The following is a 21,933-nucleotide window of genomic DNA, read 5'->3' as shown; positions in this document are numbered from 1 at the left end:
CCACGCGTAAAAAAGCCGCCTCAATGGGCGGCTTCAGACTGCTGACCAAGAAGGAAAAAGCGTGGTTTTTCCTTCTTTGTGGTTATCAGGCGGCCGGCAGTTCCGCCAACGGCCAGCGCGGCCGCACGGTAACGCCGAGTCCGGCATTGGCGCCGCCCTGCAGGCGGACCATCCCGGCGTAAGCGATCATCGCGCCGTTATCGGTACAGAACTCAGGACGGGCATAAAACACTTCGCCGCCGCGTTTGCTCATCATTTCCGCCAGCTTCGCGCGCAGCGTACGGTTAGCGCTTACGCCCCCCGCCATCACCAGACGCTTAAAGCCGGTTTGCTCCAGCGCGCGGCGGCATTTAATCATCAGCGTATCGACAACCGCGTCTTCAAATGCGCGGGCGATATCGGCACGGGTTTGCTCATCGTCGCCGTTGTTACGAATGGTATTAGCGGCGAAGGTTTTCAGACCGGAGAAGCTGAAATCGAGCCCCGGACGATCGGTCATCGGCCGCGGGAAAACGAAGCGGCCTTCGGTGCCCTGAGACGCCATTTTCGATAGCATCGGCCCGCCGGGATAATCCAGCCCCAACAGTTTCGCTGTCTTATCAAAGGCTTCGCCAGCGGCATCGTCGATTGACTCGCCCAGCAGTTCATACTGACCAATGCCGGTGACGCTAATCAGCTGGGTGTGACCGCCGGAAACCAGCAGAGCGACGAACGGGAACGCCGGCGGATTATCTTCCAGCATCGGCGCCAGCAGGTGTCCTTCCATATGGTGTACCGGGATCGCCGGCACGTTCCAGGCGAACGCCAGCGAGCGGCCAACGGTCGCGCCGACCAGCAGCGCGCCCACCAGGCCAGGGCCTGCCGTATAAGCGACGGCATCAATATCTTTCGCCGTCAGGCCCGCTTCTTTGAGCGCCGCCTGGATCAGCGGAACGGTTTTACGCACGTGGTCGCGCGACGCCAGTTCAGGCACCACGCCGCCGTAGTCAGCATGCAATTTCACCTGACTATACAGCTGGTTGGCTAACAGGCCTTGTTTATCGTCGTAAATAGCGATGCCGGTTTCATCGCAGGATGTTTCAATTCCCAGTACACGCATGAGTTGTTTTACCTCGTTTCAATACCGCGCAGTGTAGGACCAATGACCGGCGATGTAAAACTTTGCTCACCCCTGGTGTTCTCTTCGTGTATACTCCTCACCCTTATAAAAGTCCCCTTTCAAAAAAGGCGCCGGTGCTTTACAAAGCAGCAGTAGTTGCAGTAAAATTCCGCACCATTTTGAAATAAGCTGGCATTGCGGCCAGCGGCAAACCGAATTAATCAAAGGTGAGAGGCACATGCCGGTAATTAAAGTACGTGAAAACGAGCCGTTCGACGTAGCTCTGCGTCGCTTCAAGCGTTCCTGCGAAAAAGCAGGTGTTCTGGCGGAAGTTCGTCGTCGTGAGTTCTATGAAAAACCGACTACCGAACGTAAGCGCGCTAAAGCTTCTGCAGTGAAACGTCACGCGAAGAAACTGGCTCGCGAAAACGCACGCCGCACTCGTCTGTACTAATCTGTTGAGAGCGAAGCTCTCAATTCAGACCGAGTTGTAGTTGTAAGGCCGTGCTTCCGAAAGGAATGCGCGGCTTATTTTCGTTTATGCATTAGCAGATACACGAGATCGTTCAAACTGTCTTCAGGCGACATATCGAGGCCGTTTGCAGGATGCAGTGTATAGATTACGGGGCATATGGCTGGACGAATCCCACGCGTATTTATCAATGACCTGCTGGCGCGCACCGACATCATCGATCTGATCGACGCTCGGGTGAAGCTGAAAAAGCAGGGCAAGAATTATCACGCGTGTTGTCCGTTCCATAACGAAAAAACCCCCTCCTTCACCGTCAACGGTGAAAAGCAGTTTTACCATTGCTTCGGCTGCGGTGCGCACGGCAACGCCATCGACTTCCTGATGAACTACGACAAGCTCGAGTTCGTCGAAACCGTCGAAGAGCTGGCCGCCATGCACAACCTTGAAGTGCCCTATGAAGCAGGTAATGGACCGAGCCAGATAGAACGGCATCAGCGGCAGAATCTTTATCAACTGCTGGACGGTCTGAACACGTTTTACCAACAGTCTCTGAACCAACCCGCCGCCGAACCCGCGCGCCAGTATCTGGCAAAACGCGGCTTAAGCAGCGAGGTGATTACCCGCTTCGCAATAGGCTTCGCTCCCCCAGGCTGGGATAACGTTTTAAAACGTTTTGGCGGCAATCAGGAAAACCGCCAGTCGCTTATTGATGCGGGCATGCTGGTCACCAACGATCAGGGGCGCAGTTACGACCGCTTCCGCGAACGGGTGATGTTCCCGATCCGCGATAAGCGAGGCCGGGTGATTGGTTTTGGCGGGCGCGTGCTGGGCGATGCGTTGCCAAAATACCTGAACTCCCCGGAGACCGATATTTTCCATAAAGGCCGCCAGCTGTACGGCCTGTATGAAGCGCAGCAGGATAACGCCGAACCTCAGCGTCTGCTGGTGGTCGAAGGCTATATGGACGTCGTCGCGCTGGCGCAGTACGGCATTAATTATGCCGTGGCCTCGCTGGGCACCTCGACGACCGCCGACCATATTCAGCTGTTGTTCCGGGCGACCAATCAGGTCATCTGCTGTTACGACGGCGACCGGGCAGGCCGCGACGCGGCATGGCGCGCGCTGGAAACGGCGCTGCCGTATATGACCGATGGCCGCCAGCTGCGTTTTATGTTTTTACCTGACGGCGAAGACCCGGATACGCTGGTGCGTAAAGAGGGCAAAGAGGCGTTTGAAGCGCGGATGGAGCAGGCACAGCCGCTCTCCACGTTTTTATTCAATAGTCTGATGCCGCAGGTCGACCTGAGCACCCCGGATGGGCGCGCGCAGCTGAGCACGCTGGCGCTGCCGCTGATTACCCAAGTGCCGGGCGAAACGCTGCGCATCTATTTGCGTCAGGAGCTGGGCAACAAACTGGGCATTCTGGATGACGCCCAGCTTGAACGTTTAATGCCGAAACAGGCGGAAAATAGCGCTCCGCGCCCGGCGCCGCAGCTAAAACGCACGACCATGCGTATACTTATAGGGTTACTGGTGCAGAACCCCGATCTGGCGCCGCTGGTTCCGCCCTTAGCCGGTCTGGATCAGCAGAAGATGCCAGGGCTTGGTTTATTCAGCGAACTGGTCAATACGTGTCTGGCGCAGCCAGGTCTGACCACCGGGCAACTTTTAGAGCAGTATCGCGGGACAAATGAAGCGGCAACCCTTGAAAAACTGTCGATGTGGGACGATATAGCAGATAAGGATATCGCTGAACAAACCTTCACCGACTCGCTCAACCATATGTTTGACTCACTGCTGGAACTGCGACAAGAAGAGTTGATAGCTCGCGATCGCACACATGGTTTAAGCAGTGAGGAGCGCCGGGAACTCTGGACTATCAGCCAGGAACTGGCCAAAAAATGAATTTAACGGCTTAAGTGCCGAATATCGATCGGGAAGCCCCCGACAGCCGCGCTGAGGCGCAGCGGCAATAATATAAGTACGCCCTCGCTTTAAATGTTGGCAGTTCGTCTGCCTGCACCAATCAAACGAATTAAGTGTGGATACCGTCTTATGGAGCAAAACCCGCAGTCACAGCTGAAGCTTCTTGTCCAACGTGGTAAGGAGCAAGGCTATCTGACCTATGCCGAGGTCAATGACCATCTGCCGGAAGATATCGTCGACTCCGATCAGATCGAAGACATCATCCAAATGATCAACGACATGGGTATTCAGGTGATGGAAGAAGCACCGGATGCCGATGATCTGCTGCTTGCTGAAACCTCCAATAATACCGATGAAGACGCAGAAGAAGCGGCGGCCCAGGTGCTGTCGAGCGTTGAATCTGAAATTGGCCGTACGACCGACCCGGTGCGCATGTACATGCGCGAAATGGGTACCGTTGAACTGCTGACCCGCGAAGGCGAAATCGACATCGCTAAACGCATCGAAGACGGGATCAACCAGGTCCAGTGCTCCGTTGCGGAATATCCGGAAGCCATCACCTATCTGCTGGAGCAGTACGACCGCGTTGAAGCTGAAGAAGCTCGCCTGTCTGACCTGATCACCGGCTTCGTCGATCCGAACGCTGAAGAAGATATGGCGCCGACCGCCACTCACGTCGGTTCAGAGCTGTCTCAGGAAGAGATGGACGACGACGAAGATGAAGAAGAAGATGACGACGACGACAACAGCGATGACGATAACAGCATCGATCCGGAGCTGGCCCGCGAGAAATTCGCCGAGCTGCGCACCCAGTACGAGCTGACTCGCGACACCATCAAAGCGAAAGGCCGCAGCCACGCCGCCGCGCAGGAAGAGATCCTCAAGCTGTCCGAGGTTTTCAAACAGTTCCGCCTGGTGCCGAAACAGTTCGATTACCTGGTCAACAGCATGCGCAGCATGATGGATCGCGTTCGTACTCAAGAACGTATCATCATGAAGCTGTGCGTTGAACAGTGCAAAATGCCGAAGAAAAACTTCATCACCCTGTTCACCGGCAACGAAACCAGCGAAACCTGGTTCAACGCCGCCGTGGCGATGAACAAGCCGTGGTCCGAGAAGCTGCATGACGTTAAAGAAGACGTTCAGCGCGGCCTGCAGAAACTGCAGCAGATTGAAGAAGAAACCGGCCTGACCATCGAGCAGGTTAAAGATATCAACCGTCGCATGTCCATCGGCGAAGCGAAAGCCCGTCGTGCGAAGAAAGAGATGGTTGAAGCGAACTTACGTCTGGTTATTTCTATCGCCAAGAAATACACCAACCGCGGTCTGCAGTTCCTCGACCTGATTCAGGAAGGCAACATCGGCCTGATGAAAGCGGTAGATAAGTTTGAATACCGTCGTGGTTACAAGTTCTCCACCTACGCCACCTGGTGGATCCGTCAGGCGATCACCCGTTCCATCGCGGATCAGGCGCGCACCATCCGTATTCCGGTGCATATGATTGAGACTATCAACAAGCTCAACCGTATCTCCCGCCAGATGCTGCAGGAAATGGGTCGCGAGCCGACGCCGGAAGAACTGGCTGAGCGCATGCTGATGCCGGAAGACAAAATCCGTAAGGTGCTGAAAATCGCCAAAGAGCCAATCTCCATGGAAACGCCGATCGGCGACGATGAAGATTCGCATCTGGGTGACTTCATCGAGGATACCACCCTCGAGCTGCCGCTGGATTCTGCGACCACCGAGAGCCTGCGTGCGGCAACGCATGACGTGCTGGCGGGCCTCACCGCTCGTGAAGCGAAAGTGCTGCGTATGCGTTTCGGTATCGACATGAACACCGACCACACGCTGGAAGAAGTGGGTAAACAGTTCGACGTTACCCGCGAACGTATTCGTCAGATCGAAGCGAAGGCGCTGCGTAAACTGCGCCACCCAAGCCGCTCTGAAGTGCTGCGTAGCTTCCTCGACGATTAATCGTCGCGCTGCAAAGAGAGTAAAAAGCTCCCCGCGGGGAGCTTTTTTTATGCCAGCTATTCGGGCGCCATCACCGCCCTCGCCCCGCCAGCGCCTCATCCAGTTCGCGATAGGCTTCAACCAGCTTGTCCAGCGACGCCCGGTTTAAACCGCTGGGATTGGGCAGCACCCAGATTTCGGTTTCACCGATGGTCGCTTCCTGGCGTCCCCACTTCGCACCACGCACCCTGAACGCCTGCTCAAAGGCCTGCTTGCCTAGCACCGCCAGCGCCTGCGGCTGATAGTCCTGAATTTTGCTTATTAGCTCCTGCGCGCCATTACGCAGCTCCAGCAGAGCGACTTCGCTGGCCTGTACCGTCGGCCGCTCAACCAGCATGGTGATACCGCAGCCGGTATCCAGCAGATGCTGCTCCTCTTCCGGCTTCAGCTGCCGCTCGGTGAACCCCGCCTGGTGAATAACCTTCCAGAATCGATTGCCGGGATGGGCAAAATGAAACCCCGTATGCGCGGAGGACTTCCCCGGATTGATGCCGCAAAAAACCACCCGCAGCTCCGGCGCCAGGATATCGCTAATCATAATTTCTCCGGCTGAATGACTAAAAAGCTGATTATAAAGGATTGAAAATGCATTGTTTATAAAAACAGCAGGCGCGCGCTTTACGCTGGATTGCCGCGTGCAGTTACATTATAATCCCTCGCCACGGCCCCTTAGCTCAGTGGTTAGAGCAGGCGACTCATAATCGCTTGGTCGTTGGTTCAAACCCAACAGGGGCCACCAAATATCAAGGGCTTACGATTACTCGTAAGCCCTTAGTTTTTTCCAGGATACCGACAGGAAACGGCAGGCAAGTACTGCGGAGTACAAACGCGCCTGTAAAGCTGATGCTCAAATTGAGCAGAACTGCCTATACCAGAGCCCGCAGCTCCTCGCGCATGTATGAAGAAAAGTACTCAGGATTCTTAATAACTATACGCTCGCCGGACTCAATTCGTTCCGCCCATCCAGCTAACGTTTTAGTAAATTCGGGATCCCAGCCCTCTTGAGTGCCCCGGGCATACACATCAGCCGCGCTGGCCGGAGAGCCTAACTCATTAAGATACTTGAAAATGCCTTTAGCCGTACTTTCATCCATGGTGTGCGGTGCTGAAGATGACGTGTTCATGCCATTAATAAAATCCAGTGCTTTATCAATTACTGCTGACATATTCTTATCCTTAAAATATCCACGTTCGGTACAAGGCTTTAATATGGACTATATTTTGCTTAAATATCAAAAGGTTTATCCATTTAATTGTTCAAATGTGAGCTATGTACAAATGGCTATATTTTTCTGCCGGGCAATCAGCACGGTAGTTAACATTATGCAAAGCGTGATTCTGGATATACATTGCTGGCGATGCCCTTCTGAGGCTACTACGTAAGCCAGCGCCATAAACCCGACATCCTTTTTGCTCAGTCGTCTGCCTGTATCACTTTGCCACTGCTCATATCATTCACTGAATCAAAAAAGCCAGCCCGGCTGCGAAAAGAATAGAAAGCAGCACCGATGCCAGGCCAGGCAGCAGAAAAGGATGATCGATAATATGCCGCCCCAGTTTAGTTGAGCCGGTAACATCCAGTTCCACCGCCGCCAGTAACGTCGGATAGTTTGGTAAAATAAAAAGCGAAGCGGTAGCCGGGAAGCAGGCCACCAGAATACCGGGGGCAACGCCCATACTCAGCGCGGCGGGAAATAAAATTTTTGTTGAAGCCGCCTGAGAATACAGGAAACATGACGCCGCCATAATAATAATGGCCAGCATAATGGGTGACTCCAGGAAGTGTGACGAGAGCGTACTTTGCAACCACTGCTGATTGCTGTCCATAAAGGTTGACCCCAGCCAGGCGACGCCGAGTATACAGATACAGGAGGTCATCCCGGTTTTAAATACCGAGCCGGACGGGACCTTTTGTACGTTAACCCGGCAACTCACCAGAATCAGCAGCGCAACGCCCAACATCACCCCTACCCGCGCCTGCCCGCTGCTCATGACCGGATCGGTAATCAGCCCTAATTTGGGGCTGGTGACAATCGCATAGCACAGCACCACCACCAGCCCGACGATAAAGATCAGCACCGAACGAGCGGCATAAGGCGGGATCTCCCGCTCAGTCCGAGCCTTCACCTGCACCGGATTGTCATAGAGCCTATCCTGCCGGCGAATTCTGTCCCAGCACAGGTAAAACACGGAGGTGACCAGTAACGCAAGAAAGGTGGAAGGGATGGATACCGCAATAAGCTCAATATAGCCCCAGCCAGAATGGCTCTTTTCCAGAATCCCCGAAAAGAAAATCACCGCCGCGGAAATGGGCGATGCCACAATGCCAAGCAAAGAGGCGCTGACGGAGAGAGCGAGCGCCCGGGTAGGTTTTATATTGTTCTCTTTCGCCACGCCGACAATCACCGGCATACAGGCAAAAGAGACCTGTCCGGTGCTGGCCATCATGGTTAATAGCCAGGTGGAAAGCGGAGCGGTGATGACTAACAATCGCGGATAGCGGCGCAGCAGGCGCTCGGTGAGGTCAACCAGATATTCGATACCGCCGGCCTCCTGCATGGCCGCAATCGCCACAATCACCACCATGATAAACACGATAACCAGCATCGGCATATCCCCCGGCGTGGCGCCGAGCGCGCTGAGGACAATCACGCCAGCGCCGCCGGCAAAACCTACGCCGATACCGCCAACCCGCATGCCGATATAAAGAAACAACAGCACGACCAGAAACTGAACTAATACCATAATTTGCCTCCACGGCTCCCTGTCCGGCATTAACCCTTTACATACTGAAATGACCTGCTAGTTCTGGTAGCCGGGTGTGTCGATCAGGATGACATCTCCCGGAGAGCTCGCGCTGAACGCGCCGATATCCGCAATACAGCAAGACATCTTTCTGCATTGCGGATTAACAACAGACTCAGCATAAATTAACGAACGAGGCCCAGCTCAGCAGCGCGCATGGCGTCGTGGATCTCTTTTTCAGCCCCTTTTTCGAGCGGCAAAAGCGGAGAGCGGACGGTGGCATGCTCAAGGATCCCACGCGCGACTAACGCATGTTTCAGCGCCACGGTACCTTCCATATGAGAACCGCGGTGGTATACGCTTTTGGTCACCGGCAGCAGTCGATCGTGCAGCTCACGCGCTTTCACATAATCACCCGCTTTACCCGCCTTAATCATTTCAATTAATGGTTCAGGCGCGATATTACCGTAGCCAACCAGGAAGCCATCGACATCAAACGCGGTGTGCAGCAGATATTCATCGTGGCAGCTTAAAATTTGCAGATCCGGACGCTCGCGGCGAATAACCGGAATTTCAGTATCCCAGCGGCGCATATTACGCACGCCATTCTTCATGGCGAATACGCCAGGCTGTGCGGAAATATCCAATAACGTTTGCAGATTGTAAGTGGCTTTAGTGACATCCGGATACTGGAAAAGAATCAGCGGCAGGCCGCTTTCTTCATAAACCACGCGGTAACGATCCTGAGGCGCGCCGTCCTGATAGCCAAAACGCAACCAGCCGTGAGAAGGATACAGCAAACCAGCGGATGCGCCGGCGGCAACAGCACGCTTGGCCTCCAGCGCAGCGACTTCCGTCCCTTCTCCGGTGATACCGGCAATAATTGGAAGCTTGCCATCTACCGACTTCACAAATGCGCGGATCACATTCGCCTGCTCTTCCTGAGTTAGAAAAGTCCCTTCCCCTGCGTGTCCCAGAACCACCAGACCTTTTACGCCGTCAATGCTGCCCAGCCAGCTACCGAGGCGCTGGATGGCATCATAATCTACGCGCCCCTCGCGAGTGAAGGGTGTAACCGGAGCCGGAGTCAAACCTCTGAGATCGATGTTAATCATAAGTATCCCCTTGATGAGTAAGCGTATATTTTCAGGTTAGCAATCGTTTGAAACGGATATGAAATCGTTTCTGCAATCGTTTTCACGCAGTTGACATTGAACCGCAAAAATAAAACCGTCAACGCCGAATTGGTTAAAAATGCAACGCAGATCACAAACTAAACAGCATTCCGCATCCGGGATGAGATCCGTTATACAAAATTCATTCCTCCCCGCTTTCACCAGGAAAGCCAGGAGGATCGCCGACGGATTAGTGACGTGGGGACGAGGTAGACTTACGAGGAATAAGGGAAGGCGTGGTAATCCGCATATTATTATTTACTTCTGGATTCAATAGCATATCAACCGCATTACTGGCGATATGCTCCAGTGGCGTTCTAACCGAAGTCAGGGCTACGGGCAGCCTGCTCACCAGAGGAATATCATTGTATCCCACCAGAGACAGATCCTCGCCAATCACCAGCCCTTGCTGATGCGCGGCCGCGAGCACGCCAATCGCCAACTCGTCATTGACGGCAAACAGCGCGCTCGGGCGATGGGGCTGGCTGAGAATTTTCATTCCCTGCTGCTCTCCAGAGGCGATATTAAAATCAGAATGGCAGCACCATTCCGCTTCGATCCTGAGCCCGGCCTCCTGCATTGCCCGCTCAAAGCCCTTACGCCGGTTAAGCGCATTGGAGGCAAAATCGGGACCGCCGATCAGACCAATATCACGGTGGCCTAAATCTATCAGGTGTCGGGTTGCCAGATAGCCGCCAAGCTCATCGTCCCCGACCGATGAAGGACTAAACCCATCGGTACGCAGCGCCAGAACATGGGGCACATCCCGTTCACGCAGGGCTTGCGGCAAAGGATCGTCCAGCCGGCAGGTTGACATAATCAATCCATCCACACGACGATCCAGCAGCGATTCAACGGCGTTCTTCTCCTGCTCCTTGCTATCTCCGCAGGTCGCCACGATCGCGAAATACCCTCTCCTCGCCGCAGCCCTGGCTATCTCTTCGAAAAGCATCGCCGTGACGGCATCGGTCAGCCTCGGAACCAGGACGCCAAGCGTTCCGGTATCGCCACGGCGCAGGCTGGAAGCAACATAGTCCCGACGGTAGCCCAGCTCTCGGGCCACCTGGCGAATTTTATCTGCCGAGGCGCTGCGCGAGGTGGGTAATCTTTCATCGAGTACGCGCGAAACGGTCGAGACGCTCACGCCCGCAGCGCGAGCAACGTCCCGCATTGTCACCAGCTTTTTTTCCGGAAAATCGTTCAGTTCACTTTCTTGATCCATCTGCTGCTCCAACTCATCAATGCGGGTAAAAATCCGTGTTGCCCGTGCAAGGGATACCATCGTGCAAACCGTGGGGTGAAAGGATCTTACGTCAAACCTCGCCCGGACAAAAGGAATGGTACTTAACTTTGCCGGGTTCATTCGACGGGCCGTTAATTCACATTTCTTATTCGTTTTAACCTGTATTCGTCACTTCGCTTTTTTGCGCGTTAGTTTATTTAGATTGTGAACTGTTCGACATTTATACAACGAGCGTAATTGACTTAGCGCCAAATCCAGCAAAGGATTAGCCGAGTGTGAAATCGATTGCAGTAACGTTACCACATACTAATCAAGACAGCATTATATGCAGCACGTCTATGAATAAGGGTTCGTTGCCCTGTGGTTATTCAGAACCTTACGTGTATGCCCCAGACAACGTTTAACAGGGTAATACTATGTCAACTCAGGCCATTGCTTCAGATTACGCCGTTGCCAGCGGAACGACGTCAACACCAGACGTGCTGCTGGCAAGGCTGGAACGCCTCCCTATCACCCGACGGCTGAAGGCTATCCGCGTTATCGTCGGCTTATCGACCTTTTTCGATGCCTATACCATTATCGCTATCGCTTTTGCGCTCCCGCAGCTTACCCAGGAGTGGGGTTTAACGCCGACGTTTGTCGGTCTTATTATTGCGGCCAGTTATGTGGGCCAACTATGCGGCGCGCTATTTTTTGGCTCGCTGGCGGAAAAAATAGGTCGTATCGGCGTATTACGTATCACCATCATTCTGTTTGTACTGATGGATGCGGCCTGTCTTTTTGCGTGGAACGGTTGGTCAATTCTGATTATTCGCTTTTTACAGGGAGTGGGAATCGGCGCGGAGGTTCCCGTTGCCAGCGCCTATATCAATGAATTTGTCGGGGCAAAAAAGCGGGGGAGGTTCTTTTTGTTGTATGAGGTGATTTTCCCCATCGGCATGATGTTTGCCGGGTTAGTGGGGTATTTTCTGGTGCCCATCTATGGATGGAAAGTCATGTTTTTAATTGGCTTAGTCCCTTCCGCATTGACCGTCCCTCTGCGCTGGTTAATGCCGGAATCACCCCGCTGGTTGGCCGCAAAAGGTAGACTAAAGGAAGCGGATAATATCGTATCTACGCTGGAATCAGAGGTCATCAGGCGCGGTATGACATTACCCGAGCCGGAAATGAAAGCCCCTACGGTGCAAAAAGCGGCTCCGGAAGGCGTAAAAGCCCTATTTGGCGGGATCTATAAATCCCGAACCTTTATGCTGTGGGGACTGTGGCTGACGGTTTATAGCGTCAACAACGGCATGATCACCTGGTTTCCAACCCTTTATAAAACCTGGTTTAACCTCTCTCTCGATACCAGTCTGGCCTACGGTTGGATCACCTCTTCCTGCGGCGTCGTGGCTTCAGTGATTTGCGCCCTGCTGATCGACCGTGTCGGGCGTAAGCGCTGGTACACATGGGCTTTTTTACTGGCCATCGTTCCGCTGATTACGCTTTCGATTCTCGGCGCCAAATCCGCCGTGGAAATTCTGATTCTGGGAAGCCTGACCTACGCCATTCTGCAAACCATCGCTTTCTCGCTTTATCTATACGCGGCAGAGCTATATCCCACCCGACTACGCGCCATTGGCACCGCGTATTCCAGCGCATGGCTGCGCGCAGGGTCATCCATTGGCCCACTGATGGTGGGTTTTATCGTCGGAGGCTTCGGGATCCGTTTTGTGTTCATCACTTTCGCGGTCATTGCGCTGATTGGCGGCTTAATTACCTGGCTCTTTGCCATTGAAACCAAAGGGAAATCGTTAGAAGAGCTGTCACCATAAACGCTCCGTGGCTCCGGGAGATGCGGGGCCGCCTCTGGCAATAAAACGACGCACCAGGCTGATTCAACTGCGTCTTATCGGAAAAACTCATAGACCTGGATCATCAACAGGCGGTGAAGAATATGAACAAACTGATTCAAAGCGGCACGATGCTGCTGGCTTTACTACACCCTTTCCTGGCGTTGGCCAACGATACGTTTTTTTCTCCCACAGCAAAAAACATGACCGGAGAGTGGGGCGGCGTGCGCATGGATCTGCGCCATCGTGGTTATGACTTTACGCTGGAATATAGTTCGATGACCGCCACGAATATTTCCGGCGGCTACGATCGCGATAAAACCCTGCGCTACAGCGATCAGTATATTCTCGGCATCGATATGGATCTGGAGAAGATTTTCGGCATTCACGACGGAGAATTTAAAGCGTCGCTAAACGATCGTAACGGGAGAGATTTGACTCAGGATCGTCTCCAGGATCCACGTGCTCCGGTAATCGGCTCGGGTGTTCAGAGTAACTACGGTCGGGGACAAACATGGCACGCGACGCAGTTCTGGTTTAAAAAAACCTGGCAGGATAAAAAGTGGGATCTCAAGGTCGGTCTCATGCCGCCAGGAGAGGACTTTGATAATAGCGGCTGTTTTTTTCAAAACCTGTCGTTGTGCGGTTCGTTAGCCGGGCACGGTAGCGGCGTCTGGTATAACACTCCCATAGGCCAGTGGGGTGGCCGCATTAAATACGCTCTTAGTTCGGCGCTTTATATCCAGGCTGGCGGATTTCAATATAACCCCAACTACGCTACCCGCCACGGCAGTTTCGAGCTCGATGGCACCGGGCATTTGGGGTACATGTACATTGTTGAACTAGGGCATAGGCCCACTCCAGGCGCCACATTCCTGCCGGACACCTGGAAAATCGGCGGCTGGTACAACACAGCGGACGCCAATGATGTACTGGATGACGACAATGGCGATCCCTATGTCCTCACGCGGCAGGCTGCCCGGCGACACGGCGGCCGTTACGGAGGTTATCTCTATGTCAGCCAGCAGCTGACCCACTCGGGCAGCCAGCGACAAAATGGCCTCAACATTTTCGGGCATCTGGCCATAAATGATAAAAATACGGCGACAATGGACTATCAGATCCAGGCCGGCATCATTTATAAGGGCCCTTTCGCCAGCCGCCCGCAGGACTTTATCAGCTTCGGCGTAAGTAAAATGCATGCCAACGCCAAAGTCGCTCGTCGAGCGCAGCTCCAGAACCAGATGCGGGGGATCGATGATTATGCTGATCCCTTGTATGTCCCGGTCCGCAGAAGCGAGTATGCCGCAGAGCTGCATTATAGCTTTCGCGTTACGCCATGGCTGACCTTGCGGCCTAATCTCCAGCTACTCGCCCATCCGGGAGGAATAGAGGAGATTAAAGATGCATGGGTTATCGGAAACCAGGTGACTATCAAGCTTTAATAAAACAGGCCTCGCCGTGTGGACTGATAAGAAAATATAATTAACAAAATCATACAATTAAGCCGCTCCTCAGAGTGGCTTTTTTCTGGAATCAGTAATGATGGTTCGATAGTCTCCAGCCATTTTGCTGTTTACGCAAAAAATTTTAGCGCTTCCAAAATCAAAAAATGAAACAGCGTTCCAATAACCTCTTGTTTTATCAACAGTTCCTGTCCCTTTTTCGCAAAAAACGACGCCCGCGCAGGGCAATAAAATATCGGCAAGGCTCACAAAATATAAACGCAAAATTTTTTCGTATTGCGCATACGAAATGCGTAGTGATTTAATTCTTATAGCCAAATCATCCTTAGAGCGAGAATGAGAATAAAAAATGGAAAAGCATTCACTGAATAAAAATATTGATTTACTGCTGCGCGGATTTACTGAATTAAAAGATAACGGACGGTTTAATGAACCCAATCTTGACGGTAGCGCCGGGGATTATATTTCATTTTCCAGTTGGGAATGGCCGCAGGGCGTAGGGCTATTTGGTTTGGTACGTTTATGGGAAAACACGAAGTCTGATGAGCTATATCAAATTATTGACCAGTGGTTTCAGGGAAATATCGAAAAAGGTCTCCCAGGCCTCAACGTCAATACCACCGCGCCGATGCTTCCCCTCTCGCTTTTCTGGTCCCATAACCGGCAGCCGCACTACCAGCAGGTGCTGGATAACTGGGCAAATCGCGTGATGACGGAACTGCCGCGTACGCCGGAACAAGGCTTCCAGCATGTGGTTTCCGACGGCATTAACGACATGGAGATCTGGGACGATACGCTGTTCATGGTAGTACTGTTCCTCGCGCACTACGGCACGGTATCCGGGCGCCAGGAGCTGGTAGATGAAGCCGTTCGGCAATTCCTGCTGCATGCGCGCTATCTCAACGATCCGCAAACCGGGCTGTGGTACCACGGCTGGAGCTTTGTCGAGAACAGCAACTTCGCCAAAGCCCGCTGGGCGCGCGGTAATGCGTGGATTACCGTCGGTATACTCGAATTACTGGAACTAGCCGACGTAGGCGCGGGCGTTCGGGAGTATCTGATAGAGTGCCTGAAAAAGCAGGTTAATACCTTAATCGATCTGCAGGCCGCTAATGGCGCCTGGCACACCCTGCTCGACCATCCTGACTCTTACATCGAAATTTCCGCGACTGCCGGTTTTGGCTATGGCTTATTAAAAGGCGCGCGTATTGGCATTGGCGATGAACGATGGCTACAGGCGGGTATGAAAGCGCTGGAGATTGTTCAGGATAATATTGATGCCGCAGGAACGGTACACAATGTTTCTTATGGCACGCGAATGGGGCGCACCCTGCAATTTTATAAAGATATTCCATTACAACCTACCGGCTACGGACAGGCATTAGCAATATTATGCCTGAGCGAAGGTTTGCGCCTCGCTGATAAAAAATAAAATACTGCCCTTCTCTTTTGGAGAAAATAATAATGGCTATCGAATATAGTAATTTTAATTTAACGGCGGGTAATGCCGTGCGCTACTGGCAGCTATCCGATATTACCAGTTTACGCTATGACACGGCGGACACGCCGATGGCTGGCGAAATGGATCCGTTTTTCTTTTTAAGTAAACATAAAAACTTCATTCCTCATACCTACCCGTGCCGCGACGATTTTCGCCAGCACTTTGCTGAAAAAAAACCGCAGCCTTTCACCAGCGCAAACTACTCTCGCTGGTGGTTCCCTTTTGCTTCCGACAGGGTCGATCTCTCCGGCTTTTGGTTTCGCCCAACCCGCGTCGGCGCCTGGGCCAGAACGCTGCTCGATTGCCCACAAGCGGGCGAGTATCGTTTTCGCCTCGCCACCTGCGGCGGCGCGCTGCTGAAGCTTAACGGCGAAGAAGTACTCTGGATGGCTGATTATCAGCGTAACCTCGAAAACCAGCGTGAATTCAGCCTGTCGCTACAGGCGGGGAAAAACGAGCTGGAGCTGTGGTTTGATGACTTAGCCGAACGCGATATTCGCTTCTTTTTCCAACTCGACTACCTTGACGGCGAGCCGCTGCGTATTGCGCTGGCAACGCCGCTGACCGACGCGCAGGTCAAAGAGATGGAGCAGTTACTGGACGGCGTTTCCTTCGAGCATCCGGTATATAACCGCGGCACCATTCGGCTCGTATTTCCTCAACCCGCGTCGACGGACTACTGCCTGCACGTCAACGTGCTGGGGGATTTTATCTCGCTGGATGAACCGGTCACGCTCGATAGCCGACTCTCCGCCGGCGAGTCGCTGGTCGCCATTGCCGAAAGCGAAGCTATCCCGGCAGACTTCCGCAATTTCCACATTACGCTGCAGCGTGAAGGGTTCAAGATAAGCCGCACGCTGGGCGTCGAAATCTGCCACGCCGACCGCCAGACGGCAATCCCGACAACGCTGGAAGCGCGGATCGCGGAAGCGCTGGAGGTGGTCGCTCATGAAGGTGAATACAGCAGCGTCAAAGCGCTGGCGCGCCTGGCCTGCGGCCTGAACGATGAGCAAACCCAGCAGATGCTGGATGGGGTCCTGGCGTCGGTGCTCGACTGTCACGATTGCGCCGACTTTACCCTTGTGCCGTTGCTGTGGTGCCGGACGGTATGGGGCGACAAGATCGATCCTGCGGTTCGCGGGCGCATCGATGACGCCATACTGCGTTTTCGCTACTGGATGGACGAACCCGGCAACGATGTACAGTGGTACTTCTCTGAGAACCATGCCCTGTTGTTCCACACTGCGGCGCTGCTGGCGGGCAATCTCTTCCCGGACGCGACTTTCACCCGTTCCGGGCGCAGCGGGCGCGAGCAGGCGGTAGCGGGTAAAGCGCGGGTCATCAGTTGGCTGGACCATTTCGAGCAGTGTGAAATGGCCGAATGGAACTCCGCGCCCTACTTCCCCATTGATTTAAAAGGTCTCACCGCGCTGGCGGCGCTGTCCGGCGACGCGCAAATAAGCCAGCGCGCCATCGCGGCAATCACGCGCTTGCTGGCGCAGATTGCCCGCTCCGCCCACCAGGGTTTTCTGACCGCCTCGCAGGGACGTTCTTACGAACACACCCTACGCGCCGGCCGCTCTCTGGAACTGGCGGCGATTTCGCGTCTGCTGTGGGGCAAAGGTAACTATGGCTGTCGTTTCCATACGCTGCCGCAATTAGCCCTGCTACTGCGTGATGGCCTGCTCACCCTTCCGGCGGAACTAGCAGAAGTTGCCGCCTGGCAAAAAGAGAGCGCCATCGAGTGGTGTTTTGCCCAGGGCGCTAACCGGATCGCCAAACTCTATCACTACAAAAACCGCCATGCGGCGATGGGGTCCATCGCCGGCTATCGCTGGGGAGAGTGGGGCTATCAGGAGACGCCGTTCCATTTACGTCTTGGCAACCAACCCGAAGCGCAGATCTGGATCAACCATCCAGGCGAGACCCTGCACGGCGGGTTCGGTCGCCCCTCCTACTGGGGCGGCTGCGGCACGCTGCCGCGCGTGCAGCAATATCGCGGACTGGCGGTGCTGACTTTCAATCTGCACGCCGATCAGCCTGACTTTACTCACGCCTGGCTGCCGCAAAGCCAGTTTGATGAGGTCGTTATTAGTGGCCAGCGCGCGGCGGTACGCAGCGGTGACGGTATGGCGCTGCTGGTGGGTAATCAGCCGTTTGAAACGGTGAATACGGGGCCAACCCGCGGCTGTGAAATACGCCTTAACGGGCAACAAACCCGCTGGCTGGTTCGCATCAACGATCGAGTCGATAGCTCCCTCGAGACCTTCAGCGCATGTTTCAGCGACCTGACCATGATGCAGCACGACGACGGCAGTATTGAAGTGAACGATCCGCAGTACGGAACGGTGCGCTTCCTGGCCGATGGACGAGTGAGCGCCGAGAACCGCACGCTGGACCCACAGCAGTGGAGCGTCGTGGGCAGCAGCCGTGAACTTCCTCTGTAACCAACGCCCGGCAGAGACCGGGCAAGGAAAATAATAATGGATACGCAAATCGACAAACAGGCTGTGCCCTCCGGGCAGGCCGCTGATGATGTTAATCCGAATACGCTGCACAATCCCGCTCGCGAAATGGCTAAACCGAAAAGCAACTATCGCTGGGTCATCTGCTCCATGCTGGTGTTTGCCACGACGGTTAACTATATGGATCGCCAGATCCTCGGCTTGCTGGCACCGATGCTGCAAAAAGATATCGGCTGGACGCAAATGGAATATAGCTGGCTGGTCAATGCGTTTACCGTCGCGTATGGCGTCGGCACGCTGGTATGCGGGCGAATTATCGACAAACTGGGAACCAAAATCAGCTATGCGGCGGCGATGGTCGTCTGGAGCGTCGCGGCGATGGCGCATGCGGTCGTCGGTTCGGTGGCGGGGTTTGCGCTGGTTCGCGTCCTGCTTGGGCTAGGCGAGTCCGCTAACTTCCCGGCGGCGATGAAGGTGATTGCCGAGTGGCATCCTAAAAAGGAACGCACGCTGGCGACCGGCATTCTTGGCGTCGCGGTCAATATCGGCGTAGTTATCTCGCCTGCGCTGATCCCGCTTATCGCAGTGCATTACGGCTGGCACGGCGCTTTTTTAATTCTCGGCGCCATTGGCTTACTGTGGCTGATTCCCTGGTTCATTGCCTTTGGTCCGGTGAAAGCGAAGGCCAGCGCCGAAGTTGCTCAGGATAAAGAAGAAGCCGTCAGCGTTTCGGCCATTAAATGGACGCATCTGCTGGGCTATCGCCAACTGTGGGCCGTGGCGTTAGGCAAAATGTTGACCGACCCAATCTGGTGGTTCTTCCTCTTCTGGCTGCCAAAATGGCTCAACGAATCCCGCGGTATCAACATGGAAGGTCTGGGACTGCCGCTGATCGTTATTTATCTCTTCGCCATCGTCGGCAGCCTCGGCGCAGGCTGGTTACCCGGCAAATTGATGAGTAAAGGATTTAGCACCGCCAGCGCACGTAAACTCACGATGCTGATCTGCGCCTGCCTGGTCCTGCCGATTTTCGCCGCCACCCAGGTCGAAAATCTGTGGGCCGCCGTCGCGCTGGTCGGGTTAGCTGCGGCGGCGCACCAGGGGTGGTCTGCCAACATTCTGACCTCGGTATCCGATCTGTTCCCGAGCGCAGCCGTCGGTTCGGTCGTGGGGATTGGCAGTACCTTCGGGATGATCGGCAGCGTGATCTTCTCTACGGTGATTGGCGCCGTACTTGAAACCTCTGGTAACTATTGGGCGCTGTTCGCCATCAGCTCTGTGGCTTATCTGCTGGCATGGGCGATTATGTATCTGCTGTTAGTGCCGAAGATGGAGCGGGCTAAATTCGACTAACCCGCTCTCTTTACCGGTGGCGCGTATCAGGCGATACGGGCCACCGATTGACGTTCGACGATGGCGCACGCCAGCTCAACCCGTCTTGGAATTTCGACACTACCCGCAATCATATCCTGCAGTAGCTCCAGCGCCAGCGTGCCGATTTCGTGTACCGGAAGGTGAACGGTAGTCAACGGCGGTGTGGCAAACTCCGCCTGCGGCAGGTTATTCATACCGACTACCGAGATATCTTCCGGCACGCGCAGTCCTAAGGCCCGCACGCCGTTGATCGCGCCGATCGCCAGCGAATCATTGGCGCACAGTATCGCCGTACACTCGCGCGGAGTATCACGGAAACGCGCAATCACCGCCTGCTCCGCCAGCTCCGGCAGCCAGTCGGTTACCGTCAGGATCCGCGAATCGTCGCACAACAGCTGGCGAGCGCGCATCGCTTCCCGCCAACCATCCTCACGCTGTTCAATGGTTCGCCTGCCTGGGTGGGTTAAAAAAAGAATGTCGCGGTGGCCGCGCTCGAGCAAATATTCACAGGCCATGCGCGTGGCCGAACGGTTACAGGGCAGCACGCTGGACAAGCGCATTAACGGATCGTCAGTATTCACCAACACCGCCGGTTTTTTCAGGTTCGCCACCGTATTCAGAAAACCGCTGTCGTCCACCGTCAGCGCCAGCACGCCGCCTACGTCCGCTTCTTCCAGCAGCGCCTGCAGAGCGCCATTGTCATTATCGCTGAGCTGATGAGTAATGAGATCAACGCCCAGCACCTTCGCTCGCTCTTTTAGCCCTTGCAGGACGTACCAGCTAAACTGATAGCGGTTGTAATCCAGCATCGCCACTTGTGAAATAGCCAGCACAATTCGCGCGCCGCCCAGCTCCTGAGCCGGCGTATATCGCATGGCCCGCGCCACTTCCTGAATACGCGTGCGCAGTTCGTGGCTGACCCCTTTTTCGCCCGATAGCGCCCGCGACACGGTACTGAGCGAGGTACGACAACGGGTAGCGATATCCTCCAGCCGCACGCGGCGATATCCTGCATCGCGCTCTGTCTGATTATCTGATTTACTCATCTCTCATCCTTTATGACACCGCGCGCCACTCGGCGTAAAAATGAAAACCGCCGCGACTGGCGAATAATATGCAGTATTCAGTGTAGCCATTGATGCTACCCGAACGGCTTCGCGCACTACGGCACGATAAGCCATTTTTTACCCGGCATCGATTAAGAATCGCGGATTTGTGATCGTCAGTCGCACTATCCGGTCACCGGCATCGCTGTCTCACTAAATTCGGCGAGCCCGAATAAATGGCGAATGCGTAAAGGGAGATTGCTATTTAAATGTATTGATAACTATCTTACCTTACGCCATAAATATAACAGACATAAATGATTATTTTGATGAAAAAATGGAAGAAGTTAATTTTTAAAAACAAAAGCATTCACAAACTCAATGGTTTAATTAAATAAAGCCCTTCAATCAAACATCTACAACATCACCAAAATGAATACTAACCTCAAATTTCTTTTTCCAAATTATCATTAACCCATTGGCATTAACACAACTCTCATTGCACATATAAAATGATGTCCAAAATCAAAGAAATGTATCAACCTGTAATCTATATATACATTTCGCATAATTATATAATGGATAACACAATGGAAATTTTTAAATTAACGACATGCATACTTCCCGCCATTTTATTAATCGGATGCGTATCAAAACCACCGATCGCGACAGAAAACGAAATGCGAGATGCCGCAGCGTTTACATTAAATGTCAATGCTTCTGACGTGACAATTTCAGATGTTCAGCAAAATGGCGTTAAAACCAATTTTGTGGTGACAATAGGTAAGAAAGCACACCGTTGTTATGTCACTAAAGCTGCAGAACCAAAACTTTATGGACTGATATCAATAGGGGGAAGCAGTACGGTTTCTGATGCTATTTGCGCTGGTGGTGTAGCAAGTTCTACTAGTAAAACATGTGATGCATTATCAAAAGCCGCAGGACGCTGTTAATTAATAATACTCGCCTTAGGTGTTCGCTCAGGGACACCTTAGGCGGCATAAAACATCCATTTGCCATGCCCCGATACTGATTCCATACTCTTTATTTTTACGACAACATTATTGTTAAAAAATAGCCAGTAGAACGGCATCCTATCTTCCCCACTCACAGCGCTTCCCACATATAAAACCAGTGGGTGGCGTCCCGACAAACGGCGCGGAACATGGCGGCGGAGACCAGCTGATAGCGGCGGTCCTGAGATTGTGCTGGCGTATAGGCGCACACGTAGCGCCCGCTATTGGCGTCGGGCAGCCCCTCTTTAACGGACATCCACGGGAGAATCAGCTGCTCCGGCGGGACGCCCGCCGAGATGGTATCGATCACTTCATGCGCCAGCGCGCGGGCGTCGCGGCTATAGGGGCCAGCAGCAACCTGTTCACAGTGTCTGAGTAAATTTTCCATTAATTATCGTTTCCTTTTTTGCCTCTCTATTTTCCCTTAATTATTGCAAAGATATCATTGGAAATAACTATTATTTAATAGAGTTTAATGGCACTTATTTACTTAAAAATAAATTTTTAATACGAAACTATAATGACTCGTATTTATATCCTATTGATATAAAAAAGCCATC

Annotated in this window: 18 protein-coding genes and 1 tRNA gene; 10 read left to right on the top strand and 9 right to left on the bottom strand. The window is 53.6% G+C overall.

From position 1 onward, the window contains the following. Positions 1-85 precede the first annotated feature (85 nt). Entirely contained in the window at positions 86-1,099 is a 1,014-nt protein-coding gene (gene tsaD, locus ABLV66_RS03410; RefSeq protein WP_032712539.1) for a tRNA (adenosine(37)-N6)-threonylcarbamoyltransferase complex transferase subunit TsaD, read from the bottom strand. Between the two features lie 238 nt (positions 1,100-1,337). Here tsaD and rpsU point away from each other — a divergent pair, with 238 nt between their 5' ends. From rpsU to rpoD, 3 genes are all read left to right on the top strand, one after another. Beyond that, a complete protein-coding gene (gene rpsU / locus ABLV66_RS03405; RefSeq protein ID WP_001144069.1) occupies positions 1,338-1,553 on the top strand; it encodes a 30S ribosomal protein S21 in 216 nt (71 codons plus the stop codon). Positions 1,554-1,730: 177 nt separating this feature from the next. Further along, complete coding sequence (gene dnaG / locus ABLV66_RS03400) at positions 1,731-3,476, top strand: DNA primase (RefSeq protein ID WP_045392225.1); 1,746 nt, start codon at positions 1,731-1,733, stop codon at positions 3,474-3,476. Positions 3,477-3,626: 150 nt separating this feature from the next. Further along, complete coding sequence (gene rpoD / locus ABLV66_RS03395) at positions 3,627-5,471, top strand: RNA polymerase sigma factor RpoD (RefSeq protein ID WP_015369628.1); 1,845 nt, start codon at positions 3,627-3,629, stop codon at positions 5,469-5,471. 70 nt (positions 5,472-5,541) lie between these two features. Here the strand turns inward: rpoD and mug are convergent, their stop codons facing one another. Continuing rightward, on the bottom strand, positions 5,542-6,048 hold the full coding sequence (gene mug / locus ABLV66_RS03390) for a G/U mismatch-specific DNA glycosylase (RefSeq protein ID WP_348876229.1): 507 nt from the start codon (positions 6,046-6,048) through the stop codon (positions 5,542-5,544). A 125-nt stretch (positions 6,049-6,173) separates the two neighbouring features. Here mug and ABLV66_RS03385 point away from each other — a divergent pair. Next, a tRNA-Ile gene (locus ABLV66_RS03385) sits at positions 6,174-6,249 on the top strand. A gap of 127 nt (positions 6,250-6,376) precedes the next feature. Here ABLV66_RS03385 and ABLV66_RS03380 read toward each other — a convergent pair. From ABLV66_RS03380 to ABLV66_RS03365, 4 genes are all read right to left on the bottom strand, one after another. After that, positions 6,377-6,676 (bottom strand): DUF1889 family protein, encoded by a 300-nt coding sequence (locus ABLV66_RS03380; RefSeq protein ID WP_348876230.1) that lies wholly within the window; start codon positions 6,674-6,676, stop codon positions 6,377-6,379. A 289-nt stretch (positions 6,677-6,965) separates the two neighbouring features. After that, complete coding sequence (locus ABLV66_RS03375) at positions 6,966-8,255, bottom strand: anaerobic C4-dicarboxylate transporter family protein (RefSeq protein WP_348876232.1); 1,290 nt, start codon at positions 8,253-8,255, stop codon at positions 6,966-6,968. Positions 8,256-8,440: 185 nt separating this feature from the next. After that, positions 8,441-9,370 (bottom strand): dihydrodipicolinate synthase family protein, encoded by a 930-nt coding sequence (locus ABLV66_RS03370; protein ID WP_032709182.1) that lies wholly within the window; start codon positions 9,368-9,370, stop codon positions 8,441-8,443. A 250-nt stretch (positions 9,371-9,620) separates the two neighbouring features. Further along, the gene (locus ABLV66_RS03365) at positions 9,621-10,652 is read right to left on the bottom strand and encodes a LacI family DNA-binding transcriptional regulator (RefSeq protein WP_047043090.1); all 1,032 of its coding nucleotides are present in this window, start codon (positions 10,650-10,652) and stop codon (positions 9,621-9,623) included. A gap of 437 nt (positions 10,653-11,089) precedes the next feature. Between ABLV66_RS03365 and ABLV66_RS03360 the strand changes: the two genes are divergently transcribed. Both ABLV66_RS03360 and ABLV66_RS03355 read left to right on the top strand, forming a co-directional pair. Then, positions 11,090-12,487, top strand: coding sequence for an MFS transporter (locus ABLV66_RS03360; RefSeq protein WP_047043094.1), 1,398 nt, complete (start codon positions 11,090-11,092; stop codon positions 12,485-12,487). A 122-nt stretch (positions 12,488-12,609) separates the two neighbouring features. Beyond that, a complete protein-coding gene (locus ABLV66_RS03355) occupies positions 12,610-13,950 on the top strand; it encodes a carbohydrate porin (protein ID WP_348876233.1) in 1,341 nt (446 codons plus the stop codon). Positions 13,951-14,019: 69 nt separating this feature from the next. Here the strand turns inward: ABLV66_RS03355 and ABLV66_RS03350 are convergent, their stop codons facing one another. Next, complete coding sequence (locus ABLV66_RS03350; protein ID WP_348876234.1) at positions 14,020-14,289, bottom strand: hypothetical protein; 270 nt, start codon at positions 14,287-14,289, stop codon at positions 14,020-14,022. Between the two features lie 31 nt (positions 14,290-14,320). Here ABLV66_RS03350 and bglB point away from each other — a divergent pair, with 31 nt between their 5' ends. From bglB to ABLV66_RS03335, 3 genes are read left to right on the top strand one after another with little or no spacing between them, the layout of a single operon-like run. Further along, on the top strand, positions 14,321-15,403 hold the full coding sequence (bglB, locus tag ABLV66_RS03345; protein ID WP_047050794.1) for a beta-galactosidase BglB: 1,083 nt from the start codon (positions 14,321-14,323) through the stop codon (positions 15,401-15,403). Between the two features lie 32 nt (positions 15,404-15,435). Next, positions 15,436-17,919 carry a PA14 domain-containing protein gene (locus ABLV66_RS03340; RefSeq protein ID WP_348876236.1) on the top strand — a complete coding sequence of 828 codons (2,484 nt, stop codon included), beginning with the start codon at positions 15,436-15,438 and terminating at the stop codon, positions 17,917-17,919. A gap of 36 nt (positions 17,920-17,955) precedes the next feature. Beyond that, positions 17,956-19,290, top strand: a complete 1,335-nt coding sequence (locus tag ABLV66_RS03335) for an MFS transporter (RefSeq protein ID WP_348876237.1) — start codon at positions 17,956-17,958, stop codon at positions 19,288-19,290. 26 nt (positions 19,291-19,316) lie between these two features. Here ABLV66_RS03335 and ABLV66_RS03330 read toward each other — a convergent pair whose 3' ends face one another. Next, positions 19,317-20,357, bottom strand: coding sequence for a LacI family DNA-binding transcriptional regulator (locus ABLV66_RS03330; protein ID WP_045392243.1), 1,041 nt, complete (start codon positions 20,355-20,357; stop codon positions 19,317-19,319). A 680-nt stretch (positions 20,358-21,037) separates the two neighbouring features. On the opposite strand from ABLV66_RS03330, the gene ABLV66_RS03325 reads away from it, so the two are divergent. Beyond that, positions 21,038-21,310, top strand: coding sequence for a hypothetical protein (locus ABLV66_RS03325; protein WP_348876249.1), 273 nt, complete (start codon positions 21,038-21,040; stop codon positions 21,308-21,310). Between the two features lie 154 nt (positions 21,311-21,464). Here ABLV66_RS03325 and ABLV66_RS03320 read toward each other — a convergent pair whose 3' ends face one another. Further along, a complete protein-coding gene (locus ABLV66_RS03320; RefSeq protein WP_045392246.1) occupies positions 21,465-21,761 on the bottom strand; it encodes a hypothetical protein in 297 nt (98 codons plus the stop codon). Positions 21,762-21,933: the final 172 nt, after the last annotated feature.

Source organism: Klebsiella sp. CN_Kp073 (assembly GCF_040065495.2).
Lineage (GTDB): Bacteria > Pseudomonadota > Gammaproteobacteria > Enterobacterales > Enterobacteriaceae > Klebsiella > Klebsiella aerogenes.
This window is presented reverse-complemented; position numbering and strand designations above follow the sequence as displayed.

What these genes read in the sequence shown, in the direction of transcription:
- bglB (WP_047050794.1), top strand. Translation starts at nt 14,321, where the DNA reads ATGGAAAAGCATTCACTGAATAAAAATATTGATTTACTGCTGCGCGGA.
- ABLV66_RS03375 (WP_348876232.1), bottom strand. Translation starts at nt 8,255, where the DNA reads ATGGTATTAGTTCAGTTTCTGGTCGTGCTGTTGTTTCTTTATATCGGC.
- ABLV66_RS03335 (WP_348876237.1), top strand. Translation starts at nt 17,956, where the DNA reads ATGGATACGCAAATCGACAAACAGGCTGTGCCCTCCGGGCAGGCCGCT.
- ABLV66_RS03325 (WP_348876249.1), top strand. Translation starts at nt 21,038, where the DNA reads ATGCGAGATGCCGCAGCGTTTACATTAAATGTCAATGCTTCTGACGTG.
- ABLV66_RS03320 (WP_045392246.1), bottom strand. Translation starts at nt 21,761, where the DNA reads ATGGAAAATTTACTCAGACACTGTGAACAGGTTGCTGCTGGCCCCTAT.
- ABLV66_RS03360 (WP_047043094.1), top strand. Translation starts at nt 11,090, where the DNA reads ATGTCAACTCAGGCCATTGCTTCAGATTACGCCGTTGCCAGCGGAACG.
- rpsU (WP_001144069.1), top strand. Translation starts at nt 1,338, where the DNA reads ATGCCGGTAATTAAAGTACGTGAAAACGAGCCGTTCGACGTAGCTCTG.
- ABLV66_RS03340 (WP_348876236.1), top strand. Translation starts at nt 15,436, where the DNA reads ATGGCTATCGAATATAGTAATTTTAATTTAACGGCGGGTAATGCCGTG.
- rpoD (WP_015369628.1), top strand. Translation starts at nt 3,627, where the DNA reads ATGGAGCAAAACCCGCAGTCACAGCTGAAGCTTCTTGTCCAACGTGGT.
- dnaG (WP_045392225.1), top strand. Translation starts at nt 1,731, where the DNA reads ATGGCTGGACGAATCCCACGCGTATTTATCAATGACCTGCTGGCGCGC.
- ABLV66_RS03355 (WP_348876233.1), top strand. Translation starts at nt 12,610, where the DNA reads ATGAACAAACTGATTCAAAGCGGCACGATGCTGCTGGCTTTACTACAC.
- ABLV66_RS03380 (WP_348876230.1), bottom strand. Translation starts at nt 6,676, where the DNA reads ATGTCAGCAGTAATTGATAAAGCACTGGATTTTATTAATGGCATGAAC.
- mug (WP_348876229.1), bottom strand. Translation starts at nt 6,048, where the DNA reads ATGATTAGCGATATCCTGGCGCCGGAGCTGCGGGTGGTTTTTTGCGGC.
- ABLV66_RS03330 (WP_045392243.1), bottom strand. Translation starts at nt 20,357, where the DNA reads ATGAGTAAATCAGATAATCAGACAGAGCGCGATGCAGGATATCGCCGC.
- ABLV66_RS03370 (WP_032709182.1), bottom strand. Translation starts at nt 9,370, where the DNA reads ATGATTAACATCGATCTCAGAGGTTTGACTCCGGCTCCGGTTACACCC.
- tsaD (WP_032712539.1), bottom strand. Translation starts at nt 1,099, where the DNA reads ATGCGTGTACTGGGAATTGAAACATCCTGCGATGAAACCGGCATCGCT.
- ABLV66_RS03365 (WP_047043090.1), bottom strand. Translation starts at nt 10,652, where the DNA reads ATGGATCAAGAAAGTGAACTGAACGATTTTCCGGAAAAAAAGCTGGTG.